Annotated in this window: 21 protein-coding genes, 1 pseudogene and 1 riboswitch; of the genes and pseudogenes, 7 read left to right on the top strand and 15 right to left on the bottom strand. The window is 62.2% G+C overall.

Annotated features, from left to right (window positions below; translation table 11 throughout):
- Nucleotides 1–7: 7 nt before the first annotated feature.
- Nucleotides 8–1,318: an MFS transporter gene (locus tag U5782_RS11850; RefSeq protein WP_322044008.1), complete on the bottom strand. Its 1,311-nt coding sequence runs from the start codon at nt 1,316–1,318 to the stop codon at nt 8–10.
- 283 nt (nt 1,319–1,601) lie between these two features.
- On the opposite strand from U5782_RS11850, the gene U5782_RS11855 reads away from it, so the two are divergent.
- The gene (locus U5782_RS11855) at nt 1,602–2,516 is read left to right on the top strand and encodes a LysR substrate-binding domain-containing protein (protein ID WP_322044009.1); all 915 of its coding nucleotides are present in this window, start codon (nt 1,602–1,604) and stop codon (nt 2,514–2,516) included.
- 19 nt (nt 2,517–2,535) lie between these two features.
- Here U5782_RS11855 and U5782_RS11860 read toward each other — a convergent pair whose 3' ends face one another.
- Nucleotides 2,536–3,180, bottom strand: coding sequence for a helix-turn-helix domain-containing protein (locus tag U5782_RS11860; protein WP_322044010.1), 645 nt, complete (start codon nt 3,178–3,180; stop codon nt 2,536–2,538).
- A gap of 275 nt (nt 3,181–3,455) precedes the next feature.
- On the opposite strand from U5782_RS11860, the gene U5782_RS11865 reads away from it, so the two are divergent.
- From U5782_RS11865 to U5782_RS11880, 4 genes are all read left to right on the top strand, one after another.
- Nucleotides 3,456–5,093 (top strand): bifunctional 3-(3-hydroxy-phenyl)propionate/3-hydroxycinnamic acid hydroxylase, encoded by a 1,638-nt coding sequence (locus U5782_RS11865; RefSeq protein ID WP_322044011.1) that lies wholly within the window; start codon nt 3,456–3,458, stop codon nt 5,091–5,093.
- 15 nt (nt 5,094–5,108) lie between these two features.
- Entirely contained in the window at nt 5,109–6,167 is a 1,059-nt protein-coding gene (locus U5782_RS11870; RefSeq protein WP_322044012.1) for a maleylacetate reductase, read from the top strand.
- Nucleotides 6,168–6,207: 40 nt separating this feature from the next.
- Entirely contained in the window at nt 6,208–7,071 is an 864-nt protein-coding gene (locus tag U5782_RS11875; protein ID WP_322044013.1) for an intradiol ring-cleavage dioxygenase, read from the top strand.
- Nucleotides 7,072–7,160: 89 nt separating this feature from the next.
- Entirely contained in the window at nt 7,161–7,457 is a 297-nt protein-coding gene (locus U5782_RS11880) for a Dabb family protein (RefSeq protein ID WP_322044014.1), read from the top strand.
- Nucleotides 7,458–7,536: 79 nt separating this feature from the next.
- On the opposite strand, the gene U5782_RS11885 is transcribed toward U5782_RS11880, so the two are convergent.
- The 9 genes from U5782_RS11885 to U5782_RS11925 all read right to left on the bottom strand — a co-directional run bounded on the left by U5782_RS11885 (nt 7,537) and on the right by U5782_RS11925 (nt 20,681).
- Entirely contained in the window at nt 7,537–8,886 is a 1,350-nt protein-coding gene (locus tag U5782_RS11885; RefSeq protein WP_322044015.1) for a virulence factor, read from the bottom strand.
- Nucleotides 8,887–8,944: 58 nt separating this feature from the next.
- Complete coding sequence (locus U5782_RS11890) at nt 8,945–9,208, bottom strand: PAAR domain-containing protein (protein WP_042298657.1); 264 nt, start codon at nt 9,206–9,208, stop codon at nt 8,945–8,947.
- Between the two features lie 16 nt (nt 9,209–9,224).
- A complete protein-coding gene (locus U5782_RS11895) occupies nt 9,225–10,706 on the bottom strand; it encodes a virulence factor (protein ID WP_322044016.1) in 1,482 nt (493 codons plus the stop codon).
- Nucleotides 10,703–12,940 (bottom strand): hypothetical protein, encoded by a 2,238-nt coding sequence (locus U5782_RS11900; RefSeq protein ID WP_322044319.1) that lies wholly within the window; start codon nt 12,938–12,940, stop codon nt 10,703–10,705. The genes U5782_RS11895 and U5782_RS11900 overlap by 4 nt, the downstream gene beginning before the upstream one ends.
- Before the next feature lie 87 nt (nt 12,941–13,027).
- Complete coding sequence (locus tag U5782_RS11905; RefSeq protein ID WP_322044017.1) at nt 13,028–15,781, bottom strand: type VI secretion system tip protein VgrG; 2,754 nt, start codon at nt 15,779–15,781, stop codon at nt 13,028–13,030.
- 373 nt (nt 15,782–16,154) lie between these two features.
- Complete coding sequence (locus U5782_RS11910; protein WP_322044018.1) at nt 16,155–16,682, bottom strand: DNA-binding protein; 528 nt, start codon at nt 16,680–16,682, stop codon at nt 16,155–16,157.
- Between the two features lie 72 nt (nt 16,683–16,754).
- On the bottom strand, nt 16,755–17,747 hold the full coding sequence (locus U5782_RS11915) for an aliphatic sulfonate ABC transporter substrate-binding protein (protein ID WP_322044019.1): 993 nt from the start codon (nt 17,745–17,747) through the stop codon (nt 16,755–16,757).
- A gap of 394 nt (nt 17,748–18,141) precedes the next feature.
- Nucleotides 18,142–19,329, bottom strand: coding sequence for a M20 aminoacylase family protein (locus U5782_RS11920; RefSeq protein ID WP_322044020.1), 1,188 nt, complete (start codon nt 19,327–19,329; stop codon nt 18,142–18,144).
- Between the two features lie 11 nt (nt 19,330–19,340).
- The gene (locus U5782_RS11925; RefSeq protein WP_322044021.1) at nt 19,341–20,681 is read right to left on the bottom strand and encodes a DUF3100 domain-containing protein; all 1,341 of its coding nucleotides are present in this window, start codon (nt 20,679–20,681) and stop codon (nt 19,341–19,343) included.
- A 165-nt stretch (nt 20,682–20,846) separates the two neighbouring features.
- Between U5782_RS11925 and U5782_RS11930 the strand changes: the two genes are divergently transcribed.
- The gene (locus U5782_RS11930) at nt 20,847–21,755 is read left to right on the top strand and encodes a LysR family transcriptional regulator (protein WP_322044022.1); all 909 of its coding nucleotides are present in this window, start codon (nt 20,847–20,849) and stop codon (nt 21,753–21,755) included.
- Nucleotides 21,756–21,825: 70 nt separating this feature from the next.
- On the opposite strand, the pseudogene U5782_RS11935 reads toward U5782_RS11930, so the two are convergent.
- From U5782_RS11935 to U5782_RS11950, 4 genes and pseudogenes are all read right to left on the bottom strand, one after another.
- Nucleotides 21,826–22,005 (bottom strand): annotated as a pseudogene (locus tag U5782_RS11935) (BMP family ABC transporter substrate-binding protein); the annotation flags it as partial.
- A gap of 25 nt (nt 22,006–22,030) precedes the next feature.
- Nucleotides 22,031–23,341, bottom strand: coding sequence for a voltage-gated chloride channel family protein (locus U5782_RS11940; RefSeq protein ID WP_322044023.1), 1,311 nt, complete (start codon nt 23,339–23,341; stop codon nt 22,031–22,033).
- 79 nt (nt 23,342–23,420) lie between these two features.
- A riboswitch (Fluoride riboswitch) is annotated at nt 23,421–23,493 on the bottom strand.
- A gap of 49 nt (nt 23,494–23,542) precedes the next feature.
- Nucleotides 23,543–24,835 (bottom strand): HipA domain-containing protein, encoded by a 1,293-nt coding sequence (locus tag U5782_RS11945; RefSeq protein WP_322044024.1) that lies wholly within the window; start codon nt 24,833–24,835, stop codon nt 23,543–23,545.
- Complete coding sequence (locus tag U5782_RS11950) at nt 24,825–25,112, bottom strand: transcriptional regulator (RefSeq protein WP_322044025.1); 288 nt, start codon at nt 25,110–25,112, stop codon at nt 24,825–24,827. Before U5782_RS11950 ends, U5782_RS11945 begins: the two co-directional genes overlap by 11 nt.
- A 185-nt stretch (nt 25,113–25,297) precedes the next feature.
- Between U5782_RS11950 and U5782_RS11955 the strand changes: the two genes are divergently transcribed.
- Nucleotides 25,298–25,420, top strand: coding sequence for a hypothetical protein (locus U5782_RS11955; protein ID WP_322044026.1), 123 nt, complete (start codon nt 25,298–25,300; stop codon nt 25,418–25,420).
- Nucleotides 25,421–25,599 lie beyond the last annotated feature (179 nt).

Raw genomic sequence — 25,599 nt, forward strand, 5'->3', positions numbered from 1 at the left:
CGAAAGATCAGATAGCTTCGCGGGCGCGTTCGGCAACGAAGGCCAGTGGCACAAGCGAGAGCGCGCCGCACACGATCACGTACCAGGCCGGCGCGGTTGGGTCGCCGGTGATGCCGATCAGCCAGGTCACGATGAACTGCGCGAATCCGCCAAATATCGACACGCCCGCCGCGTAGGAAAGCGAAAGTCCTGTTGCGCGGGTGCTACGTGGAAACAGTTCGGGCAAGAGCGGCCCGGTGGCGCCCGCATTGATCGAATGCAGGGCGGCGAGCACGCAAACGACAAGATTGAAAGTGAGGATCGAAGGCTGATGCGTGATGACCAGAAAGCCGGGCAAGATCAGCACGGTAAGCAGAACACGCGACACAAAGGTCACACGTTTGCGTCCGTAACGATCCGACCACATCCCGCCGATGGGCGACATCACCAGCATCACAGCGCCCGCGAGCACGCCGCTCCACATGGCGGTATCCATCGGTAGATGCAGATACTTGATCGCATAGGTCGACATGTAATAGAGCACGATGAAGTGCGCCGACGTACCGCCGATCACCAGCATCAACGCGAACAGGAGTTGCCTGCCGTCACGCGTGAAAACCGTTTTGAGCAAGCCGTGCGAGCCTTGCGCGGGTTCGGGCAGCTCGTGTGCATCATCGCCGATGCGCGAACGCAAATAGAGGCCGAGCGGCGCGATCAGGATGCCCGCCAGAAACGGCAGGCGCCAGCCCCAGCTTTCGAGTGAACCCCGATCGAGAAAATGCGAAAGCAGGAAGCCCACGAGCGAGCCCGCAAGCGCGGCGGCGCCCTGGCTCGCAAATTGCCAGCTCGTAATGAAGCCGCGCCGGCTGGCGCTGGCGCGCTCGGCCAGCAGCGTGGTGGCGACGCCCACTTCACCGCCTGCCGAAAAGCCTTGCAGCAGTCGCGCAATCAAAATCACGATCGGCGCTGCAATGCCGATGTGCGCATAGGTTGGCGTCAAGCCAATCAGGCCGGTGCCCAGCGCCATCGCCAGCAGCGTGAGGTTCATCGCGGTAATACGACCGTAGCGGTCGGCGATCACGCCAAACATGACGCCACCCAACGGACGCGCAACGAAGCCTACGCCGAACGTGCCGACCGAAAGCAGGAGTTGCTGCTGCGCGGAGGCCAGGGGAAAAAAGAGCTTGCCAAGCAGTATGGCGAAGAAGCTGTAGACAGTGAGGTCGAAGAATTCGAACGCATTGCCGATCGTGGTGGCGATGATCAGGTTGCGTGTCGAAATGGCGGGTCGGGATGCGGCGGTAGCTAGCGGGGCGCTACGCATAGTGGGGGACTTCATGAACGGCATTCCTGTCGTGAGTGAATCGTTCGTCGGGATGTCGCTTAGATAAGAAGCGCGCATGACGCGCTCATGACGACAGAATCAGTCTAGAGAGACAAAATAGCGCCGCCGATTTGCTTTTTCTTATTGTGATAACGCGGGGTTATCGCGTTCGCGCGTAGCGGCACCGATCGGGATTTCGCCCCATAGCGACACTATTTCGTCCGATGTAGCATCGCCGCAGGCACGCGCCCGGCCCCAAGGCTTGCGGCCCTCCGATATTCGATGCGGGACTCCACCCTTGAAACACAATCAGCTACGCGCGCTTGTCGCGATTGCCGAGCACGGCAGTTTGAGAGCCGCGGCCAAAACGGTTTGTCTGTCGCAACCCGCGCTTACCAAGGCCATTCGTGAGCTCGAGCAGGATCTGGGTGTGCCGCTCGTCACGCGTAACGCGCGTGGTGCGCAACTCACGCCATTCGGCCGCGCCATCTACGCGCGCGCGAAACTTATTCTTGCGGAGATGCAGCACGCGCGGGAAGACATCGGCCGGCTTTCGGGGATGGAAGGGGGAGTGGTGTCTTGCGCGGTCACGCCGCTCATCTCGCTCAAATACTTCCCGCGCGCGATGCGCATGTTTCGGCAGCGCATGCCGACAACCCGGCTTTCGGTTCAGGAAGGCTTCCTGACCCACGCCACCGCGGGCGTACGCGACGGCACGCTCGACTTCGCAATCGCCATCGTCAATGACGCGAAGATTTCAGCCGAATTCCAGTTCCGGCCGCTTCTTGAAGCAGAACTGATTATCTCGGCGCGCAAGGGGCATCCGCTCGCCAACGCGAAATCCATCTTCGAACTCTCCGGCGCCGACTGGATGTTGAATACGACGCCCGAAAGCATTGGCCGCGTTGTGCAGGATTACTTCGTGGAGATGGGCGCCGACGCCCCGCGCGTGGTGATCGAATGTAGTTCGTTCAGTGCGAGTTTCTCGCTCTCGGCAAACAGCGATGTGCTTTCGTGTTGCCCAAAGAGCTTTCTGGAATCGGCGTGGTTCAATGAGCGGGTAGTCGCCGTGCCGGTGGAGGAGCCCTTGCCGCGCGTTGTCGTGGGTGTTATTTCGCGGCGAGATGCCTTGAATACCGCCGCGTGCGACTACCTGATCGACTGCTTTTCCGAAGCCGTTTCGGCGTTGCCGATGGCGGCGTTGTTACCGTAGCGCGATGGCCGACGAATCGCTAGATGACAACGGACGCAGGCCGGGGACGCGCGGCAATTTCCGTGGCCGCATCGATGCCGATGCCGGTCATGCACAGCAGGCGGCCCACGATTTCATCCTTGAGGCCGCCTGAAAGCCGGTCCGTCGTAATGGCGAGACTGGCGCCGACGATGGCATGCGCCGTCAGGTGCCATACGAGTTCCGGCTCCGCCATGCTGAAAACCCCCGCGCCGATGGCGTTGCGCAGGTCGCGAATCGCGAATGGGCCCATGCGCCGGAACAGCGCGTCGGCGATCACCTCCGATCGATACAACATTTCTTTCCAGCGGGCATCGGTCGTTGCGGCCTCAAGCACCGTGCGTATGCCGAAGGCGTAGACCTCCATCGGGTCAGCCAGACCAGCTGTTGCCCTTTCGATGCGCAGCGCCAGCTCATGCATCATTTCTTCAAGGACGGCGATGGCGAGTTCGTCCTTGGATTTGAAGTAGTTGTAAACCGTCCCGGCGCCCACGTCGGCGAGCTCTGCGATTTCCAGCATCGTCGCCGCGTCGATCCCCTTGTCGCCCATGATCGTGCCAGCCGCCTTGATCAGCGCCTCACGGTTGCGCCGCTGACGACGCGCAACGCGTCCTTCCTGCTCGTTCTCTTTGGTCGATGCGTTCATCGAAGTCCACCCGGATTCATTTATGACGACCATTCTAATACGAATCATATTGCCCAAATCCGGATTCTAGCCCGCTCTGGCGCACCACACGCTGCGTCCCCATTAAATAATGATCATCGACCGATATTGAGTGTTTACCATATGTGACGAACATTCAGTTTTGATCTACATTCTGTTTCAAGCGAGGTCAGCAGGCCGACCCGGGACGAGGCGGCAGTCATCCGCCGAGCCACCCACGCGCTTCGCACTCGATCACGAAATCAAGGAGACAGATCATGAATGCCACAGCTTCGAGCGAAAACACCCCCTTTGACGCCGATGTCGCCATCATCGGTGGCGGTCCTGTCGGTACGCTGCTCGCGATCCTGCTCGGTCAGCGTGGCAAGCGGGTCACGCTGGTCGAGCGTTGGTCACAGGCGTATGGCCGTCCGCGCGCGGTGACGTACGACCACGAAATCGCCCGCATCCTTGCGACGCTCGGGATCGATTCGGAGCGCGATCCGGCCATTGCGTACCACGACGAGCTGTACTACTGGAAAGACGTGCAGGGCGAGAATCTGCAAATCGTCGACTGGCAGAGTCAGTCCGCGTCGGGCTGGCGCGTGCGTTACTGGTTCAATCAGCCGGATCTCGAAGCGCGCCTGACCCATATCGTCGATGGCCTGCCGAACGTCACGCAACTGCGCGGCTGGGACGGCACGGAGCTGGTGCAGGATGCCGAGGGAGTGACGGTGTCGCTCACGCGTAATCCGCAGGAAGCTGGCGCGGACGGCGCGTCGCTCGAAACCCGCCCGCTGCGCGCGAAGTACGTAGTGGGCGCCGACGGAGCAAACAGCTTCGTGCGCGAAGCGCTCGGCATCGAGAATGAGGACAGGGGCTACTTCTTCGACTGGCTGATTCTCGACCTGATTCCGCGCGAGCAATACGTTGCGCAGCCCATGCAGTGGCAACTGTGCGACCCGAAGCGTCCGACGACGATCGTGCCGGGCGGCCCGGGCCGACGCCGCTGGGAGTTCATGGTGCTGCCCGGCGAATCGGCGCAGGAACTTCAGACGCCCACGCGCGCATGGGAGCTGCTCGAACCGTGGGGCATGACGCCGGACAACGCCGAACTGGAGCGCAGCGCCGTCTATCGCTTTCAGGCGCGCTGGGCAAAAACGTGGAACCGTGGCCGTTGCGTGATCGCTGGCGATGCCGCGCATCTGATGCCGCCGTTTGCGGGCGAGGGCATGTGTGCAGGTCTGCGCGATGCGTTCGCGCTGGGCTGGCGTCTTAACGCGATCCTCGAGGGCAGGCTCACCGACGCCGTGCTCGACAGCTACACGAGCGAGCGTCTCGAACATGCGAAGCACTACATCGAATTCAGCCAGGAGCTGGGCAAGATCATCTGCATTGCTGACGAAAAGGAAGCCGCCGAGCGTGACGTAAGGATGAAGGCCGAACTCGAAGCCCGCCATCATCAGCCGGTGCCGACCGATGTGTGCAGTCTGGGCCACGGTGCCTGGTCCAACGAATCGGCGCACGCGGGCGAGTTGTCGGTGCAGGGCGTAGTCGAGGCAAACGGCACGCGGGACCGCTTCGACCAGGCGGTGGGTCACGGCTGGTTTGTGATCGGTCTGGATGCCGACCCGGCGGCGGCGCTGGGCCGCGAGCGGCTGGAGCGACTGGCGCTGCTCGAAGGCCGGACTGCGCGCATTGGCACGCAGGGCACGACCGATACATCGTGCGACGCAGTGGATAGCGAAGGCACGTATCAGCGATGGCTCGCGGGCATCGACGCAACCTATGTCGTGCTGCGCCCGGACTTTTACGTCGCGGCCACTGCAAAGAGCGCGGAACAGCTGCGTGAGCGTTTCGACGAGGTCGTCGCGAAGCTCCATCTTCGCGTTGGCGAAGTGAGTGAAACCGCCTGAGTACGGAGTCCGTCCATGACTGCAAGCTTCACCTACGACATCAATCCGGGCCGTGTGCTGTTCGGCTCCGGGACCCTCGAAGCCGTCGCTGGCGAAATCGCGCGGCTCGGCGCAAAACGCGCGTTGATACTCTCGACACCCTCGCAGCACGCCGACGCGCAGAAACTGGCCGCGCAGATCGGTCCGCTAGCGGCGGGCGTTTTCAGCGAAGCCGCCATGCATACGCCGGTTGCCGTGACGCTCAAGGCGATGGCCGCCTTCGAGGCGACGCGCGCGGATTGCTTGATTGCGCTTGGCGGCGGATCGACGATCGGGCTTGGCAAGGCGATTGCATGGCGCAACGACGCCCCGCAGATCGTGGTTGCGACGACCTATGCGGGCTCGGAGGTCACGCCGATCCTCGGCCAGACCGAGAACGGCATCAAGACGACCGTCCGCGACGCGAAAATCCTTCCCGAAGTCGTGATCTATGATCCGGCGCTCACACTCGGCCTGCCGGTTGCCATGAGCGTGACGAGCGGTTTGAACGCGATCGCCCATGCAGTGGAGGGCGTCTACGCACGAGATCGGAATCCGGTGACGTCGCTGATGGCCGTCGAAGGCGTGCGGGCGTTGCGCGATGCGCTGCGCGTGATCGTCTCGCACCCGGACGACCTCGCGGCCAGATCCGATGCGCTTTACGGCTCGTGGCTATGTGGCTCGGTGCTGGGCACGGTCGGCATGTCCTTGCATCACAAGCTCTGCCATACGCTCGGCGGCAGCTTCGATCTGCCTCACGCGGAAACCCACGCCATCGTGCTGCCGCATTCGGCGGCCTACAACGCCCACGCAGCCGCCCGGCAACTGCAACCGCTCGCGGATCTGTTCGGCGACTCGATCGGTGGCGGGCTTTACGACTTCGCCAGTTCGCTCGGGGCGCCGCTCGCCCTGAAAGACCTCGGACTAAAGGAGTCGCAGCTCGACGCGGCGGCGGACCTCGCGGTGAAAAATCCGTACTGGAATCCGCGCCCGGTCGAGCGTGAAGCCGTCCGCGCACTGCTACAGCGCGCGTGGGAAGGTGCGCGGCCGCAGTAACGCCCAGCTTTGCGTCCATTCATTCAAAGGAATCAGCAACATGTCCCAGTTCTTTACCGAAGCAGGCTCGGCCCAGGCCGTCAACGCGCGCATGGGCGCGGACGTCGAACCGCGTCTGCAGACCGTCATGGCTTCGCTCGTGAAGCACCTTCACGCGTTTATCAAGGACGTCCATCTCACGCATGAAGAGTGGGAGGCCGCCATCGGCTTCCTGACCCAGACCGGGCAGATCTGCGGCAACGAGCGCCAGGAGTTCATTCTCCTGAGCGACACCTTGGGTGCGTCGATGCTGGTCGATGCGATCAACCATCGCCGTCCCGCTGGTGCAACCGAAAATACCGTGCTCGGGCCGTTCCATGTCGCCAACGCGCCTGAGCGCGAAATGGATGCGAGCATCACGCTAGACGGCAAGGGCGAAACTTGCGCGTTCGAAGGGCGTGTGGTCGACCTCCACGGCAATCCGGTGGCCGGTGCGCGAATCGACGTATGGTCCGACAACCCGGACGGCTTCTACGACGTCCAGCAACCCGGCATCCAGCCGAAATGGAACAACCGCGGCGTCTTTACGACCGGCGAGGATGGGCGTTACCGCTTTATCGGCATCAAGCCGGTGTCGTACCCGATTCCGGACGACGGCCCCGTGGGCAAGATGCTGGCCGCGCTCGGGCGGCATCCGTACCGGCCCGCGCACATGCATTTCATCGTGACCGCGCCGGGTTTCGAGAAGATCGTGACGCACACGTTCGCGGGCGACGACACGTACCTGAACTCCGATGCGGTATTTGGCGTCAAGGCGTCGCTGGTCGCGCCGTTCGAGCGCGCCAGCGATGGCAACACGGTCTGGCGCTCGCCGTTCGACTTTGTGCTGACGCCGGTGGACGGCAGCGGGGCGGCTGTTGAATAGACGATCATTTAGATACGCATTGCTAACTAACAAATGGCCGCGCTTCGTACCAAGGCTACTGAATCATTCGACAAACCATAGGTAGAACCATGATCAAACATATAGTCATGTGGAACGTTCGCGGGGAGTCGCCCGAACAAAAGACCGCGGCGGCCACGCTTATCAAGGAAGCGTTCGAAGGCCTGAACGGAAAGATTCCGGGAATGCGCAAGCTGGAGATAGGCATCGACGTTAGCCGTATCGACTATGCATGTGACGTCGTGCTCTATTCCGAGTTTGACGATCACGAGGCGTTGCAGGCCTATGGGACGCATGCCGAGCATCTGCGTGTGCGGGATGAATTGGCGGGGGTGCGTGTGAGCCGGCACCAGGTTGACTATGTTTGAGTTTGGGGCGAGGCGGTTGTCTGCGTGCGCGTGTTTTTTGTGTTTAAGGGCTCTGCTCCGGCCAGGTAGCCGTCGACGATCACCATGACCAGCCTTGCTGGTTGTACTTCGTGTCGTAACGGCGTCCCCACCACGGCAGATAGGCGTTGTTTTCGCCGCGTGCGCGGAACCAGTCTGCATTCGGATCGATTGGCAATGGTTGGGCCGGGGGGGTAACCACAACGGCGACTGGATGCTCAGCGTCCGTCGTGCCCGCAACTAACACGGTTTCTCCCAGGTGATTCGCCCGGCCAATCGCCAGCACGACATCGGTGAGCGCCGTGCCAGCGCCCATTTCGCCGAGCAGCCCCGGGGTATTGAACGTCTGCTTCTGGAAGTCGAAATCCGGGAGGGCTTCGCTCAGCGTTTGGCCAAGCAAGCCGATACGTGATGACGCAGCGTCGCTGTCTTTACCCGCATCGTGGATCACGTAGTTTATTTTGGTTGCGGGTACGTTTGCGTTGTGCGCCGCAGTCTCAATGGTGGCCTTCCACGAATCGCGCGCCGTCGCAGCTTTCGCCTCAAAGTCCTGTACGTTTCCCGTGGCCGCCTTGCCGATCCACGCAAGCGGGGCACGTTCGGTCTTCATGTCGGGTCCGGCGAGGATCAGAAGCACCATGTTCTCGTTGATCTGTCCGTCTTTCGGCGGAAAGCTCGGGGCGTCCCAGTTCATCACCCAGACGCTTTTATCGGGGTTTGACTTCAGATAACTCAGCGCGTTGTTCAGCGATGTGAAGCCTGCGTTGGGGCCTCCGGGCGCTACGCGTACATCCGGCGGCGTGTCCTTGCTCCAAAGGTCCGGCGACGACTTGCTGCCGATTTCGAAATACAGCTTCATGCGATCGCGGAGATAGGTTTGCGCGCCAACAGGATCAAGACGGCCAGCTGGAATCGCGAATTCGACGTGAATCCCGGCCAGTTCCCGCCACAGTTTTTTGTCTTTCGGCTGGACGGTGTAGAAGTATTTGCCGTTCAAGGCATAACGATCACTGAACAAGATGAGAAACTTGTCAACGTACTTCTCGTAAAAGCCACTGAATATTTCACTGCCGCCGTTTCCGTCAGCGATCCCCGCGACAGATTTTAGCGTCGAGAAACCATTGGTATCGGTTCTCACCATGTCGTCGTTTCTGTTGGGCCTCACGAGTCCTTGAGCCCACAACACTTGCCACTCGGTTGGATAGTCGCGGCGTTGCAACGGGTTGAGCCATTCGAGTCCCACGACCTGCGCGACGAAGGGCCCGCGCGCACCGTTTCCGGCTACCGCGGATCCAGGTTCATTCAGTTCGTCAGCATCCGCGAGCGTCGACGCAAGCAGCGTTGCCAGCACAAGCGAAGCGAATCCCAGCAAGCCTCGCAACATCACACGTCGTTCCAGACATTCGTTCATTGTTCGCGCTCTGGGTAGCCAGAATCGGCTCCGCAACGAAGCTCACGGAAAAGCTGAGTCATTCCCGCCCGGAAGACGACAAGCTTGAGATCAGCGTCGCGCCGCATGAGGTCTTATGGCCATCGAACGCAGCGGGCTGGCCGTCGACGATGAAAGCGGAATCTCCTTCGACGATCACGCAGTTTTGATGTCCCTGAATCGGGCAGATGCAGCGGTCGCCCAATCGGGCGACCGCGCGTCCCATGACTTCGCTGACTCCGCTACCGGTCTCGACCCGACCGCCGTGGCTGGTTGCGTCCCCCACACGAACGATGCCTCTCATGGCCTGCGCTCCGAAGTCACCACGACCAGCCTTGCTGGTTGTACTTCGTGTCGTAACGGCGGCCCCACCACGGGAGATACGCATTGTTTTCGCCGCGTGCGCGGAACCAGTCTGCATCCGGATCGATTGGCAAGGGTTGGGCCGGGGGGGCAACCACGACCGCAACAGGATGCTCGGCGTCTGTGGTGCCCGCAACAAGTACGGTTTCGCCCAGATGGTTCGCCCGGCCAATCGCCAGCACGACATCGGTGAGCGCCGTGCCCGCGCCCATTTCGCCTAACAGCCCCGGTGTATTGAACGTCTGCTTCTGGAAGTCGAACTCCGGCAGGGATTCGGTCAGCGTTCGGCCAAGCGAGCCGATACGCGATGACGCGGCGTCGCTGCCTTTACCCGCATCGTGGATCACGTAGTTTATTTTGGTCGCGGGTACGTTGGCGTTGTGCGCCGCAGCCTCAATGGTGGCCTTCCACGACTCGACTGCCCGCGTCGTACCAGCCTTTGCCTCGAAGTCCTGTACGTTCCCCATGGCAGCCTTGCCGATCCAGGCAAGCGGGGCACGTTCGGTCTTCATGTCGGGTCCGGCCAGGATCAGAAGCACCATGTTCTCGTTGATCTGGCCGTCTTTCGGCGGGAAGCTCGGCGCGTCCCAATTCATTACCCATACGCTTTTGTCGGGATTTGCTTGCAGATAATCCAGCGCCTTGTTCAGCGATGTGAAACCTGCGTTGGGGCCTCCGGGAATCACGCTCACATCCGGTGGCGTGTCCTTGCTCCAGAGATCCGGGGATGACTTACTGCCGATTTCGAAATACAGCTTCATGCGGTCGCGGAGATAGGATTTCGCCTCCACTGGATCAAGTCGCCCTGTCGGAATGGCATACTCGATATGAATGCCAGCCAGTTCGCGCCACAATTTTTTATCACGAGGCTGCACTGTATAGAAATATTTACCATTCATCGCATAGCGGTCGGCGAACAATGGTAAAAGCTCATCGATATATTTGTGGTGATATCCCTTGAAGGTTTCACGGCCGTTGTTTCCGTCTGCGATTCCTGCGACGGACTGAAGTGTTGTAAAGCTCTTGGGATCGCTGCGAACCATATCGTCGTTCGTATTTGCCCTTGACAGTCCCATGGCCCACAGGACCTGCCACTCAGTCGGGTAATCGCGGCGTTGCAGCGGGTTTAGCCATTCAAGTCCGACTACCTGCGCAACGAAGGGTTTTGTCGCATTCTCCCCCGGGCTTACTGATCCAGACTCGTTGGTTTGAGCCGCGTTCGCGACCGTCGGCGCAAACGCCGCTGACAGCACGAACACTGCAAATGCCAGCAAGCCCGGCAGGATTACCAGTCGTTTCATTACCTCTCCTGTCGCCAAATTTCCGGGCACCGCCCGTCCTTCATAACTCATTGAGACCAACATCAGCGCAGAAACCAAAGCCATTACGAAAATGGAGAGACCGAGTCGCCGCGGCCACGTGCCGATCAGTGCGCTCATACCACGTCCCCCACACCAAGGAAGAGCTCTCCTTCGCGCTGGTCGTGAATCTTGTCGCTCGGCAACGTTGCCTCGGGATCAGAATGAGCCCAGTCCTGCAGTAGTTGATCTTTGTATTTTCCGGTCGCAAAGTACTCCGAGTACTTTTTATTCGGGTTGTTATCTTCCATTCCTTTCCCAAAGCGCCAGTCTGCCTCCTTACGCAGGTCACTCAGGTCCTCGGCAGTCAAATAACACGGCCCGATCGCCACGTCGTACGCCAGCGCGAATTGCGCATGGTCGGCATTCGTCATGGTGATCGAGTGGTTCGTTGGATTGTTATTCACGCCGTCGCGCAGGATCTTGTTGATTTCGTCGTTGTGCCAGTCGTGGTAACCCTGTGTTGCGTTCGAGGCATCATCCTCGCCCGTCACCTTGCCATCGTCATCGACCCAGCCGTTCGTATCACCTTGCTGAGCGTTGCGGCGCGCCTCCTGGCGCAAAATGGCGTGATCCTCATAGCGCTGCGAAGCCTCGCTATCCAGCGTACCCTGCGCCTCCAGATCGCTCGCCTTGATCTGCCCATTGACCATCGCTGCATCGGGCTTGAAGGCATCGTACGGATCACTCGCCTGAGTGTCGCTCGCGGCTTTCTGCGCGTTGCGTGCCGCCGACGGCGGGTCGTATCCCTCGTTGAAGTTGCTGACGAAACCATCTGCCTTGTATTCGACCTCCTTGCCGTAGCGCTTCGAAGCCGGACAAAACGGCTCGTCCAGAACCGGGGCATTGACCGGCACCTCCCAATCCTTCGGCGGATCTTCGTTGACGGGAAGCTTGACCAGCAGCGTGGCGAGATACAGAAGCGGGGCGGTGGTCAGCGTGCCGAATTTGCCGAACATCGTGCGGTTTCCGCGCAGGGCCTTCGATAGTCCGAACTTCGCCGGTGGCGATGGCGGAGACCAGAAACCCTTTTCATTGATCACCTTCGCGCGCCAGTCGTTGTTCCGGTAGTTGTACGTCGTGTTGCCCGCGTCGCCGACCTTGAAGTGGGTCGCAAACACCCGCTGCGTCAAAACGCCGTGACCGGCGGTCTTGTCGATTTCCTGCGCGCTCATCCCGCGCCAGCCGATCCCTTGCACCGTCGTAGCGGAAATCACCTGATCGTGCGGACAGCAGTACACCGTGACCCGACCATAGGTGTGTCCGTTCACGCCGTGATCGGTCCGGTCCTGCGACGCGCTGTAGGGCTTGCCGCCGCTCTCCGAAGTCCGCGTGTTGGCCATCTCCTTGTCGACTTCGCTTGCGTCCGGTTCGAGCGCCGCGCGCTTGCGCAGGATTTCGAAGAGATTCTTCAGCGTCTGCGCGCGCGCGGTGAAGGTTTCCCGCCCCCGATTGCCTTGCGCATCCTTCGCTTCGCGTTGCGTCCAGTTGTCCATGCCGAGCTTTTCGACGAGGCTGTAGGGCGCGTTGGCCAGCACATAGGCGTCTGCCACACAACTCCCCGTTTTCTGAAACGGATCGGTGACATCGGACATGCGATCGCCGAGGAACGCGGCCGCCATGCCGACCATATTGCCCTGACTGTGGCAGACAACCGTAATAGGGACGTCGGCCTGCTTCTGGCGAATCGACTGAATGAGTTTGGCAAGACGCAGCGCGCCCATCACCATGTACGGCCGCGGCGGGGTCCGGTAGACAAGACGCGGTGTTGGATTCATCGCCTGGACGGTGATCCAGCCAAACACACGGTCGTCGATGCCCACGTTCCAGAGGTCGGCCAGACTGGTGCATCCATTGGCGAACGGACCGCCTCCCCAGTAATTCTGCTCATTGAGAAAGACGTTGGGACCGTAGTCCTTCATGTCCTGCTTGTTCGCCTTATAGCCCCAGCGAAAGTGGATCACCGGCGAGAAGGAGGGCGCGTCCTTGATGTATGTACTCGACGTCAGTACGGGATTGATGTATCCATCCGCAGTCAAACTCCCCGTATAGCTCACCGGCGACATTTGCCCGCCCTCGACCCCCGTGTAGGCCATCTGGTCATCGAGTCGCCCCAGCCGCCGGTTGAGTCCCTTGCACAGGCCCTCTTCGGCGGCCTGGAACCATTCGCCTTCGGAGTTCACGCCATGCACGAAGATGACGACGCCCGGCAACGGCATCTGCTTGACGCAAACGAGCTTGCTCTGCACGTCGAAGAGTGTGGGGCCCTGGCCGCCGCCGACCAGGATGCGCGGTGCAGCGCCCGCATCGGACACATTTGCAGCCTGACTTGCAGCGCCAGCCTGCGAAGACGTTGGATCGAGAAAGGAGTCGGTCATGTTTTTTTTATTCTCACGATGCGGTTAGCTCATCTTCTTGAAGAAATTCACCGCGAGCGATTCGAACTGATTGCCGTTGATCGCGGGTAGCTGGCCCGAGCCATCGGTTTGCCCTTTGACGATGTCGCCCGCGGCCTTGCGCACCTCGCCTTCGTAGCCGCTCGCGGCTTGTCCGTCCGTCGCCCGCACGAGTTGCGGCACGCGCCCGAGCGGAGCGTGGTCGAACTTCGGCATATCCGCACTCATACTGGCAGGACCGGCCCACGTGTGTCCCGCCGCCTTGACCGTGAAATTGCCCGGGCAGCCGAGCTCGATATTGCCGCCTTGCAACTTCAAATAGGCTCCCCCCGAGGTCACGAGCACGACCTGATCGCTCGCCGCGCCCGTGAGCTTGCCGCCGGCGGCCGTCAACTGAATGTTCTTCGCCGAATCGATCTGCGTATCGTCGGCCTGGCTCTGTAGTTTCACCTTGCCCTGATTGGCGACAGCCGAAATGTCGTCAGCCTGGGCGAAGAGCGCCACGCCATGCCCGGCTTGCAGATTGATGCGCTGACCACTGGTGACCTGGACGTGCTGCTGCGCCACCTGATCGATGTTCTCGCCCGCATACGTCACGTGCGTCTTTGGCGTCACGTGCACGGCCCCGGCCTGGGCGCCGAACGCCATCAGCGGCTCTCCGCCCGGCGCCTGCCAGCCCTTGAAGGCAGACGCCAGTGCGCTTTGGCCGGCCGTATCCATCGTCTGACCGCCATGCTGTCCCGCGTAATCGCCAAGCGACTTGAACAGCTCGGTGCATTCGCCGAGCAACTGGATCAGTTCGTCGCGATCGAGCTGGTTGCCGCTCGCCTGCGTCCGCGCATAGGTCGTGAGCAGCATCCCCTGAGCGGCCCGCAGGGCTGCCGCCGCGTCCGTGCGTAGCTCCGCGCCTTCGCCTCGATTGGCGCCTTGCCCGTTGTCGCGAGGCTGCGTGAGATAGCCTAGATTCAGCTCTGAAAACTGATGCTGGCTCGTGAGCTGCGCGCTGATCTGCGCGGGGGTGTCGTCCAGACGCAACTGGTTATAGCGCTGCCCCTTGATTTCCTTCGAGCGCAGCCCCGACAAATAGCGATTGCCCGGTAACGCGCCCTTGCCGCTGAACATCGACGCGGGCATGTTGCGGCCATTGGTGAAGACGCCCGCGACATACATCCGGTCAGGATCGCCGCCGACGAAATCCAGCAGCACTTCCATGCCTGCACGCAGCGGCACCTGTGCGCCATAAGTGTCGCCCGCCCAGTTGCCCAGCACGCGCACGAGCGCGCTGTCCGTGGGGGTGCCACTCGTGCCCGCGCCATTCGCGTGCGTGTGATCGTCCGGATCGAGTCCCTGGACCTGCACATTCACTCGGCCGTATTCGTCGCAATGCACCTCTTCGCCGTCTGGTGCCGTGACCATGCCGACGATCGGATACACCGGCGGCAGATCGACACGCGGCTCGTAGACAGGCGTGAGCGGGGTGCCGCGCGGCACGGCGCTGAAGGTGTTTTCGTAGCGGCCCGGCGTCGAGCCGTCGACGGCGGCGGGGCGTGCAGCCGTATCGACCGCTGGCGGGACGATCCCGAACGACCATCGGCTAGCGTCGAACAACGCCTGCGCGCGATCGCTGAGGTCTTTGGGGAGGTTGTTTTCGCCGCGGTGGTGCAGGGCTGTGACGACGAAGCTGCGCTTCTCTTCGGGCAGCGGGTCCAGTTCGGGATGCCCCGACACGGCGATCCAGAAGCCGACGGCGAGATCGCGCACGCCGCTGGCCGCGTCGACGCACACCGAACGGGCACTCTGTGCGTTCAGCCGCGCAACGCCGAGGCGGTCATAGTCGTTCCAGGAATCCGCCATATGCGGCGAGTCGATGCGCGAGTCCGCAAGCAAGCGCGCGAGATCGTTGCCCGCCGCGCCTTGATCGACGCTCGTGGGAATCTGAACCTCGTCGACGCGCGCCGGCTTCAGGTCCCAACTCGTGCGCCGGATCGCCCCCGCCACGATCTGACGGCCAAAGCACATCTGGGTGATCGAATCGGCCGCGCCGATGGTGGCATCCGCGTGATAGGGCACCGTGCCCACAGTCGCCCGCGAGAGACTCGCTGCGTCCTCGAACAGCATCAGCGTGTGAAACGGCTGCGCGGCGCTGTCGTTTGCCTGGTTGCCGCCGGCCTTCACGAACCAGTTAATGCCGTCGCGCCGGCACAAGCGCCGCACGAAACTGGCATCGGATTCGTTGAACTGCAAGGTCTGCTCGCGCGGCGGATATTTCGTGGAATCGAGTTGCGAGATGTCCAGATCGAAAGTCCCCGCCAGCGTCGTGCTGCGGGTACGCCATTCCTTCACAAGCGTCTGGAGGATATCGACGACATTCTTTTGCCGGAAAATGCGCGTATTGGTGCGCCGTTCCATGATCGACAGCGCATCGCGAATCATCAGCTGGTAGGTGGCGAGCGATCCATCGGACTCGCCCTCGTACGCGTCGGTCACGATGGCGCAGATCGAGTGCAGCGCGCCCTGGTCCGTGACCAGTTGCACCGTCAGCGGCTGACCGAGGAAGGTCTGGAGCGGTATTCCCACGCTCGTCGAGATGCAGGTCAAGCGGCCCTCGATGCCGCTGCCCAGCGCTTCGCGAATATCGATGCGCTGTACGAGCAGCAGCCCCGCCAGCGACTTTTGAGAGCGGCTCCAGTACAAGCGAAAAGGGCGGCTTTCCTGCGAAGGCAGGGCGCCGATAAAGACGCGCGGGATCGGATAATTCACGGCGTGTTCCCCGGATGCAGAATACGTATTAACGCAAAATGCATCACTCGCGCGTCGTTCTTATTCGCGTGGCGAGTATGCTCTTTAAATTATTACGAAGAATGACAAATTAAATTATCAGGATGCCGAAACCCTGTCAAATTTATGAAATACAGGAAAATTATTCTCTGTATAGAATAAATAAAAGGGCGATGATGAGAAAATATTGCCGACGCCGGTTTTATCGGGCGATTTAACATTTTCCGTGGCGATTAAGAGGGCCGCGATAAATATCGCGTCTCCTCTAAACACGTCGAATCAAAATAATATGTCCAGGTGCTCGCATCGTCGGATGCAAATCGCACGCGAGCAGCCTTGAACGATCGACGCGCCACTATTCGGCATGCATGCTGGCGAGCACAAACGCGAATACGTCCTCCAGGTCGCCGACGATGTTCGTGCCAGCCGGGACGCCTTCGAAAGCGGAATAAGGCCCAACGCAAATCAGCGGTTTGGCAAAACGCGTCGCCAGCCGGATCTCATCGAGAGTGCCCTGGTTGCCAGGGAGCGCGACCACCACGTGGCTCGTCAGCACGTTCACGTAGTTGCGGTTCAGCGCGTCGTCGGGTGCGTCAGCGAGCTTGCGCGGCAGCGGTGTGAGAATCGGCAGATCGACATAGGGATTCGGATAACCGGGCAGGGCGACGAAGCCGAGCTGAGCATGGGCTTCGCTCGGCACGATGCCAATCGAACGCCCCTTGCGGGCGGGCGTCGTCGAAAACGCGCGCGCCGTCGACAACATCACGCCCAGCCCCGCGCCGGTGAGCAAATCGAAGCCCTGTTCGGCAATCCATTTTCCCAGCGGTACGGACAGTTCCGGCCATTCGGCTTTGCCGGAACCCATTACGCCAATGATCGCCACTACGCGCTCCTTCTGATTGTCTGGCCGACGTGATTTTACGTTGGCGCGCGCGTGACAAGTGAGCCGTTCGAACTACGCGCCAATCGCCACCGCGCGCTTCGCGTTGAAATCCCAGCGTTGGGCGCGGGAAGTGTCCACAGCGGCGGGCAGCAGATGGGCGGCGAGGAAGGTGTCGGCGATCTTCTGCTGTTCGTCGAAATTCGCCGCCTCGACCGGCCGTACGGCGTAGCTGCGACGTGCGTTCGCGCGCTCGATCGTGGCGGCGTCGAGCCCCCAGACGGGCGCGAGCAGGCGCGCGGCGTCTTGCGGCGAGGCGCGCACCCATTCGCCCGCTTCGCGCAACTGCGCATAGATCGCGGCGACCACGTCCGGGCGCGCTTCGGCAAAACGGGTGGAGGCGAGATAGTAGCGCTGATACGAGGCGAGGCCGTTGCCGTTGGCGAGGATGCGCACGTCGGCCTGCTGATCGACGGACGCCACATACGGGTCCCACGTCACCCAGGCATCCACGCTGCCGCGTTCGAAGGCGGCGCGTCCATCGGCGGGCGTGAGGTAGTGGATGCGCGTGGCGTCGGGTGGCACGCCCGCTTTCGCGAGCGCCGCGAGCAGCAGGTAATGACTGCCCGCCGCCTTGGTCACGGCGATGTCCTTGCCGCGCAGGTCGGCGCCCGAATGCAGCGCGCCCGCGCGCTTGACCACGATGGCCTGCGCGCCAGGCGAAGGCGCTTCCTGCGCCACGTAGACGAAGCGTGCGTGGGCGGCCTGGGCGAAGATCGGCACCGTGTCGGCGACATCGGCACTGAAGTCGATCGCTTCGGCGTTGAGGGCTTCGGTGAGCGGCAGCCCGCTTGCGAACTCGCTCCAGCTCACGTCGACGCCCAGCGGCGCGAGCGCCGTTTCGAGCTTGCCTTGCGCCTTGAGCACGGTGATGAGCGTCGACGATTTCTGGTAGCCGATGCGTACCGTCGTCGTGGCCGTCGCCGCAAGGCCTGACCGCGATAGCACGGCGCCAGCGCCGATCAGCGAAGCATGAGCGAGGAAACGGCGGCGGGCACTGGAGAACATATCGGGTCCGTTGCGGCGAGCAGCGTGAAGAGGCGAAACGAGCACTGTAAAACCCGTGGTGATCGACACCAACCAAGCAATGCTGATAAGCATCGAAGCACGCCGTTCATGCGCTGGCGGATTTGCTGGAACCTATGTTGTCGGATTCATAATTTTACATAAGGAAATTTATCGCAGTTTTTAATGTAGCGGCTGTATCCTAATGTCGTGTTCTGGCTATTTACAGATGTCGTGTTTTTGACTGCTGGCATGCTGGTCGGCTCCTGCGAACTGCGGAGCCAGCCATGCAGCCAGCCGAACTGGTGACACTGACCATGCGAGAGCTTGACCGACTCAAGGTCATCCAGGCCGTGACCGAGGCACGGCTCAAGCCGGACACCGCGCCGCCGCGGCGTCAACGCAAGAACCGCTCGACAAGCTTCACAAAATAGCTCGCGCCCACCGGCAGCAGCGCGTCGTTAAAGTCATAGCTCGCATTGTGCAAAAGACACGGCCCGGCGCCGTGCCCAGGCACGCGGTGATCGCCGCTGCCGTTGCCGAGAAACGCATAGCAGCCAGGTCGCGCGTTCAGCATGAACGAAAAATCCTCCGCGGCCATGGTCGGCTCCACCGAGGCGTTCACATGCGCCTCGCCGACCAGTTCGCGCATCACCTCGACGGCCAGCGCGGTTTGCTCGGGATCGTTGATCGTCGCCGGATACTGGCGTTCGAAATCGACTTCGCACTCGCATTCGAACGCCGACGCGACCGACGCCGCAATCGTGTGCATGCGCCGCTCGATCAGATCGAGCGTCTCCTCCGAGAATGTGCGCACGGTCCCGCCGAGCCATGCGTCGGTCGGCACGACGTTCAACGCCTCGCCGGCGTGGATCTGCGTAACGGATAGCACGGCCCCCTCCACCGGGTTGCGGTTGCGCGTGACGATCCCTTGCAAGGCCGTGAGCAAGTGCGCGGCGGCGAGCACCGGGTCGCGGCCCAGGTGCGGCATCGCGGCATGACACCCGGCGCCGCGCAGCGCGATCTTGAACAGGCTCGTCGAGGCCATCAGCGCGCCGGGCCGCACGGCAAAGTCGCCGGCCGCGATGCCGGGCCAGTTGTGCAGCCCGAACACCGCGTCACAAGGAAAGCGCGTGAACAACCCGTCTTCGATCATGGCGCGTGCGCCGCCGCCGGCTTCTTCGGCCGGCTGGAAGATCACGTGAACCGTCCCGTCGAAACGGCCCTGCTCCGCAAGATGGCGCGCGGCGCCGAGCAGCATCGCCGTGTGACCGTCATGGCCGCAGGCGTGCATCACGCCGGGCGCCGTCGAGCGGTGCGCAAACGCATTCGCCTCCTGCACGGGCAGCGCGTCCATATCCGCACGCAGACCGATCGCACGCGAACTCGCGCCGCGCGTCAACGTGCCGACCACGCCCGTGCGCCCGACGTGGGGCGTGACAGCGAAGCCCCACTGTTCAAGCCGTGCGGCGACCAGCGCGGCCGTTCGGTGCACGTCGTAGCCAAGCTCCGGGTGCGCATGGATATCGCGGCGAATGGCCTGCAGTTCGTCGGCGTTGGCCTCGATGGATTCAATCAATTTCATGGACAGGCCCATCAGACGTGAAAGAGTTGCGCGACGAGCGCCGCGCCGATAAACGAGCCGGCATTGGCGACGAACGAGACCAGCACGATGCGCCAGCCGAGCCGGCGGAACGCCGGAATGTCCTTCGCGATCGACAGGCCCGCGAAGACGAGCATCGGCGTCGTCACGTTGAGAAAATCGTTGTGCGCGCCGTACGCCGTGATTTGCCCTGCCCAGGGACACCACGGCGAGGTCAGGAGCATGGCGACCACGGAAACCCAGCAGACGGCGGGAATCCTGTTGCCGGTCATGCGCGCAACCGCATCGCCGATGACCGTCGCGCCGACCGTGAACGCCATGCCGGGCAACCCGACGAGCGGCGTCGTGCCATGCGCGATCCAGTCGCAGACGAGCGTCATCGCGGCCGTCACGACCCACACGAGCAAGCGCATGCCGTAGCCGAGTGCGGGTGCCTCGGTTTGCACGTCGCCGAGCGCCGGGCTCGTTGTCGCGGCCGCGTCCGTCGAGGCCTTCGTCGTGCGCCCGATCAGCGGTTCGAGCACGCGATAGCCCAAAACCGCGAGCGGCAGCGAGATAAACAGCGTGAAATACGTGCCGATCGTCGTCGTGATCAGATTGCTGGCGGCGGCAAACGCGAGCACCGACTTCGCGGTCTCCGGGTCCTGCTGCGCCGCAATCGCGCCCGACGCCGCGGCCATCATGCTGCCCGAGCCGACGCCCGAACCCATCGCCAGTGCAAGCGGATCGAAAATGCCGAGGCTCGCGACAAAGCCCGCGAAAACCGCAATGAACACCGCACCGAACACGGTGCCGGTCAGATATTCGGCGAGCACGCCTCGCCCTTCGGGAGACGCCATGCCGTACTTCTCGCCGATGATCGCGAGACTCGGCTCGCGGCCCACGGAGAACGTCGCGCCGATCGCCTCGCGCTTGATGCCGAGCAGCAGAGCGAGTGGCAAGCCGAGCAGAATCGTGCCGACAAAATGGCCGAACTCCTGGAATGCGAGCGCCCAGCCGGCGGCCGCAAGTTTCGGCAACGCGCTGCCGACCATGAGCCCGAGCTTCGCGACGAACAGGAGCAAGGCCGGTTGCAGGATCGCCGCCGCGAGAAACTGATTCGACGTGTCGAGCCTTGCCGGGCTTTTCCAGCGCGCGCTGAAGAGGCCGAGTGCGGCGCCGAGCAGCAGTGCCCAGATCATCGGCAGCAAGACGACCTTGCCGGGGCCGATCGTGAACGTAAACGAGCCGATGCCCTGCGCGATGAGCAGGATGCCGGCCGCATACAGCATCACCTTCGCGGTCCCCTCGGCCCCACCGGCCACTTCGCGCCCGATCCCCATTGCTTGCGCCATCCCAGTCTCCTGTTGCATAAGGCCCCATTTAAGGCCAGGTGTCGTTCACCGCCCTCGCACGCCTGCGGCAAGGACGGGCGGTCATCTTCGACCGGCCGCGCCGTATAATCAATCAACGCCATTATTAAAAGTGTTCACTTTTTTAGAACGCTCGCAGGATTGATCATGAGCAACACGCTGACCGACAGCCGGATCGTCTACTTTTATGAAGCGGTGCGCTGCGGCACGATCCGCGCGGCAGCCGACTGGCTTGACGTCGCGCCGTCCGCGGTGAGCCGGCAGATCGCGCTGCTCGAAAAGGAACTCGATGCGACGCTCGTCGAGCGGCACGCGCGCGGCGTCACGCCCACCGAGGCTGGCCGCTACGTGATCGAGTATTTCCGCGAGCAGCTTGCGCATCGCGACGACCTGCTCTCCCACCTGCAAGAGCTGCGTGGCCTGAAAACGGGGCGTGTGGACGTCGTGCTCGGCGAGGGCTTCGTCTCCGACATGCTTTCCGGGCCGATGCAGCAGTTCTGCAGCCAGTTCCCGGGCATCCGCGTGAACCTGGAAGTGGCGGGCACGAACGACGTGATCCGCAAGATCGTCAACGACGAAGGCGAAATCGGCCTCGTCTACAATCCGCCCGCCGAACCCAAGCTCGTCTCGCGCGCATCGAAGCCGCAGCCGATGATGGCGATCGTCGGCCCCGGCTTCGAGCGCGATCGCTATCCCGTGCTCTCGGTGCAGCAGCTCGCGACATTCCCGCTTGCGGCCGCGCACCCGTCGTACGGCATCCGGCAAATGCTCGAAGCGGTCGAGTACGCGGAACATGTCCGGCTCGTCCCGAGCGTGACGACCAATTCATTCGCGATCCTCAAGGAATTCGTGAAGTCCGGCCTCGGTATTGCTGTCATGCCCGCGTTCGCGGCGGCCACCGAGTTGCGGGCGATGGAGGTATTCGCGGTGAGGATCGCGCATCCGATCCTTGAGAACGCAGAGGCGCATCTCGTCACGCGCGTCGGGCGCAGGCTCTCGGTCGCGGCGAACAAGATGCTGCAAATGATGAGCGGGCAGTTGCAGGCGTTTCGATAGGCGGCGAGGCACGCTGCTTTTCTATTGTGCGTTTGCCCGCGATCGCCACCGCGCCGACGTCGAGCTCGCGCGACCCGTGAGATAGCGCCTTCGGCGCTGGCGCGGCCTGGCTCGCGTGATAACCGCAGCCCATCGCGCCGCGCTTCTCTGCGGTTTCGATCACGCCCTTCGGACTGTCGACGTGGCATGTCAGCACGTCGCAGCCCCGATCGGCCAGACTGTTGGTCGCCTCGGCTTCCTTCACGGGCATCTCCGTACCTAACGGGTCTTCGACGTCACGACTCGCCTGGCGTAGCCGCTGCGGAACGACGTGCCCGGCGCAGCGCCGGCAGGTCGGCAAGCCGCATGCCGGCAGGCAGCAACGGATGTTTCGCGTGGCCGACCCGTTGCGCGCGATAGATGCCGGTGTGGCCAGAAAACAGATAGGCCACGACGCAGGCCAGCGCGGCGTAGACCGCGATGTCCGCACCAAATAACTCGATCGCCATGATGGTGGACGCAATCGGCGTGTTCGCAGCCCCCGCAAACACCGCTACAAAGCCCAAACCGGCCAGCACCGGGATCGGCAGCGCGAGCACGTGCCCGAGTGCGTTGCCCAGCGTGGCGCCGATATAGAACAACGGCGTGACCTCTCCCCCCTTGAATCCCGACGCCAGCGTGACGACCGTAAAGCCGAATTTGCCGACAAAGTCGTACACCGGAAGCGGGCCGTTGAAAGCCTGAACAATCGTGGGAATGCCCAGCCCAAGAAACTGCGGGACGTTGAGCACGACGGCGGCAACGGCGACGATCGCCCCGCCGAGGATCGGTCGTGCCGGTGCGTAGGCAATCTTGCGCTTGATGAACCCGCCAAGTGCGTGGGTTGAATCGGCGAACAGCATGCCGACAACACCGAATGCGATGCCCGCAAGAATCACCGAGCCCAGCCCCACGGCCGTCACCGGGGGAATATGCGGGACGCTGTAGACCGTATGGTGAATGCCCCAGAGGCGGCAGACCTGATCGGCGACGACGGAGGACGCGATGCAGGCGAGCAGTGCATCGTAACGAAGGCGGCCGATGGCCAGCACCTCCAGACCGAATACAGCACCTGCCAACGGCGTACCAAACACGGATGAAAAGCCCGCCGCGATGCCACCCATGAGGAGAATGCGCCGCTCCTGCGGGTCCAGCCCAAACAGTTGGGTCACCCGATCGGCCAGCGCGCCGCCCATCTGGACCGCGGTCCCTTCCCGGCCGGCCGAGCCGCCAAACAGGTGGGTGACGACCGTTGCGACCAGAACCAGAGGGGCCATGCGCTTGGGAACGATCTTCTGGGGATCGTGGATCTCGTCGATCAGTAGATTGTTGCCGCCTTCCACAGACTGACCGACGCGGTAATAGACCCATCCCACCGCAAAGCCCGCAAGCGGCAGGAACCATAGCAGCCAGGGATGATCGAGGCGGAAATCGGTTGCGCGATCAAGCGCATAGAGAAAGACAGCCGAAGCGGTACCGGCAAGCGCGCCAAGTAGGCTCGAAAGAAACAGCCAGCGTGCCAGATAAGGCAGCATCGCGAACTGCTCGAAGGACTTCAGGTGTTTCATTGCGATCCAGGTTTGAGTGTGCGTCAAACCTGGGCGACAGGGGGCGTCGCATAGACGGCCTACGACCTCCTGCACCCAGGAATTCGTAGGCATCATCAGCCGCCGCAAGGACGCGGGGCGGTTACGGGAGGAATGCCATCTCCGAAAGAAGCGTGATTCTACGGGAGAAACCCGTCACACGGCAATCCTGTTGCCGTGGGATCAGCGCGCGAGCGCCCGTGACATTTCCGCGACCGGCATCGCGCGGATCGAGTTGAGCAAGCGCATCTCTCCCGCGTCTGGCCTTGCGAGGTCCACAATCGCGTTGAACGTCTCGTCGAAACGCTGTTGTACGGATTCGAGCATCTGGTCCAGCAGCCGCTCTGCGCCTCTTTTGGGTAGCCCAAGCTGCTCCGCCAGCAGCAGCATGTTGGGTCTCGATACGTCTGCGAAGTGGCTAGCCTCGCCCACTCGCATGGTCAGTTCGCAGTTCGGCCAGTAATCGGAGCGCTGCCCGTGATACGTCCGGGTGTGATAGACCACCGTGCTCACGATGTCGTAGAACGGCGCCAGGAGATAGCCGAGCGGCGTGACAAAGAACGACAGGTTTTTAAGGTGCGCGTCGGCATTGCCCACCAGCACGTTGAAGACGGCCCACCGGAAAATCTCCAGTCGCGAATTGGCCCGGACTCGCGTTTTGTCGATCGCCTCTGCGAGCGTCGCCGAATTGGCGCGCTCGTACTTATAGGACTTCGACAGGTTCAGTAGCTGTGTCGCGTCGATGACGTGCAACCTTTGCGTCGGTTGCACGGTGGGGTTGCGGTCAAACCGGTCGACGAGATAACACGGCGCCGGAACGCGGATGAAATGCGTTGGCGGCACCGGCAGCGCCACGGCTCGCGCAAGACGCATGCAGAAAAACTCGTTGATGGCGGAATGGGGATACGCCGCCACGCGTGAGTCGGGTTTGAGCAGTTGCATCGACGGTTCGCTGCCTTCGGGCTCGAAGAGTTCGCCTGCCGGCGGCTCGCCGCGCATCGTCACGAGCAACTTGGGCTGGGCCCCTGCTGCCGACATCCGCTTCGGCGCATCGGCCGTGAGCGGCCGCTCGGGCATCGCGCGAATACGCGCGTCGAGGTCGCCGAACGACAGCGGCCGCAACGCGCCCGGCGGCTCGGACTGCCCCGGCTCAAGCAGCGTCAGCGCCCCGGCGGATTCCCGGCCGTAATACCCGAGCAGGCCCCACGCATCGCTGGCATCGACCTTCGCTTGACTCGCGAGAGCCGTACGCATGCCCTCCTCGGGCAGGAGGTTGTCGAAAAACCATTGCACGGGACGGTTACTTGAGCCGTCGACGAAAGGCTCCGGGCGCAGCGGGAACGCCGGCGAGAGCGGGAACGCATGGTTCGAGGCGAGCCACCCTGCGTCGTACTCGAACGACCAGATATCGTCTGTGTCAGCCACGACCCCCATGCGCTCGCCATTGACCCACGCCACCAGTTCTCTACGCGGCATTTGGGCTCCTTCGCACGCGGCGCGCCCGTTCGGCCACCTTTGCCGTAATCGGCACGGCAGTCTGCGCGCGCAGCATGATGCCGAGTTCAGTCAGCAGGACAAAAACCTTGCCTATCTGCGCGGTTGGCTTGCCGGCCTCAACGTGCGTGATGAACTTTGGCGACAGGCCCGTCACATTGACCAGATCGTCGCGCGTGAGCCCCTGGGCGATGCGAGCCGCGCGCACGATGGTCCCAAGCGTCGCGACGTCCGCAACGGCGAAATCCGATGTTTCCACGATGTGCCCTTTTCGTACCCGATCGGGAACATGGTAGCAGACCGGCCAGCCCGATTCGGGAAAAAGTTCCGCTCGGGTACGAAATCAAGGCAATCCACGTTCTATGACGCCTTCGTTCCCGATCGGGAACGAGAAATCCATAAGCACTCTCTTTGACTACATTTCGTATCCGATCGGCTACGAAAATGGAACTCGCCGCCTGGCTTCGTTTAGCCGATCGGCTCGTGGGCGGGAAAGCGCGTCCATACAAGCGCGCCAAGCTCGAATTCAGCGAGTTGCAACCGCTTTTGGCCCGACTGTCGCTGTAGATCAAGATCGGGCTAACCGAACCATCGGTTTTTCAGCGTTACTTGCGTTAAATCAAGATTGCAGCCAATCCACCCAAAACGTCCTGCTCAATAGCCATTTTGTACAAGGGAATTGGCCTTCCGTACGTGCAGAGTAGTGCCCTACCGAGACATATCGAAACAACAATGAAAGTAGAGAC

Source organism: Paraburkholderia sp. J67 (genome assembly GCF_905220265.1).
In the GTDB taxonomy this organism is placed as follows: domain Bacteria; phylum Pseudomonadota; class Gammaproteobacteria; order Burkholderiales; family Burkholderiaceae; genus Paraburkholderia.

What these genes read in the sequence shown, in the direction of transcription:
- U5782_RS11850 (WP_322044008.1), bottom strand. Translation starts at nt 1,318, where the DNA reads ATGAAGTCCCCCACTATGCGTAGCGCCCCGCTAGCTACCGCCGCATCC.
- U5782_RS11860 (WP_322044010.1), bottom strand. Translation starts at nt 3,180, where the DNA reads ATGAACGCATCGACCAAAGAGAACGAGCAGGAAGGACGCGTTGCGCGT.
- U5782_RS11865 (WP_322044011.1), top strand. Translation starts at nt 3,456, where the DNA reads ATGAATGCCACAGCTTCGAGCGAAAACACCCCCTTTGACGCCGATGTC.
- U5782_RS11870 (WP_322044012.1), top strand. Translation starts at nt 5,109, where the DNA reads ATGACTGCAAGCTTCACCTACGACATCAATCCGGGCCGTGTGCTGTTC.
- U5782_RS11875 (WP_322044013.1), top strand. Translation starts at nt 6,208, where the DNA reads ATGTCCCAGTTCTTTACCGAAGCAGGCTCGGCCCAGGCCGTCAACGCG.
- U5782_RS11880 (WP_322044014.1), top strand. Translation starts at nt 7,161, where the DNA reads ATGATCAAACATATAGTCATGTGGAACGTTCGCGGGGAGTCGCCCGAA.
- U5782_RS11885 (WP_322044015.1), bottom strand. Translation starts at nt 8,886, where the DNA reads ATGAACGAATGTCTGGAACGACGTGTGATGTTGCGAGGCTTGCTGGGA.
- U5782_RS11890 (WP_042298657.1), bottom strand. Translation starts at nt 9,208, where the DNA reads ATGAGAGGCATCGTTCGTGTGGGGGACGCAACCAGCCACGGCGGTCGG.
- U5782_RS11895 (WP_322044016.1), bottom strand. Translation starts at nt 10,706, where the DNA reads ATGAGCGCACTGATCGGCACGTGGCCGCGGCGACTCGGTCTCTCCATT.
- U5782_RS11915 (WP_322044019.1), bottom strand. Translation starts at nt 17,747, where the DNA reads ATGTTCTCCAGTGCCCGCCGCCGTTTCCTCGCTCATGCTTCGCTGATC.
- U5782_RS11920 (WP_322044020.1), bottom strand. Translation starts at nt 19,329, where the DNA reads ATGAAATTGATTGAATCCATCGAGGCCAACGCCGACGAACTGCAGGCC.
- U5782_RS11925 (WP_322044021.1), bottom strand. Translation starts at nt 20,681, where the DNA reads ATGGCGCAAGCAATGGGGATCGGGCGCGAAGTGGCCGGTGGGGCCGAG.
- U5782_RS11930 (WP_322044022.1), top strand. Translation starts at nt 20,847, where the DNA reads ATGAGCAACACGCTGACCGACAGCCGGATCGTCTACTTTTATGAAGCG.
- U5782_RS11940 (WP_322044023.1), bottom strand. Translation starts at nt 23,341, where the DNA reads ATGAAACACCTGAAGTCCTTCGAGCAGTTCGCGATGCTGCCTTATCTG.
- U5782_RS11945 (WP_322044024.1), bottom strand. Translation starts at nt 24,835, where the DNA reads ATGCCGCGTAGAGAACTGGTGGCGTGGGTCAATGGCGAGCGCATGGGG.
- U5782_RS11955 (WP_322044026.1), top strand. Translation starts at nt 25,298, where the DNA reads ATGGAACTCGCCGCCTGGCTTCGTTTAGCCGATCGGCTCGTGGGCGGG.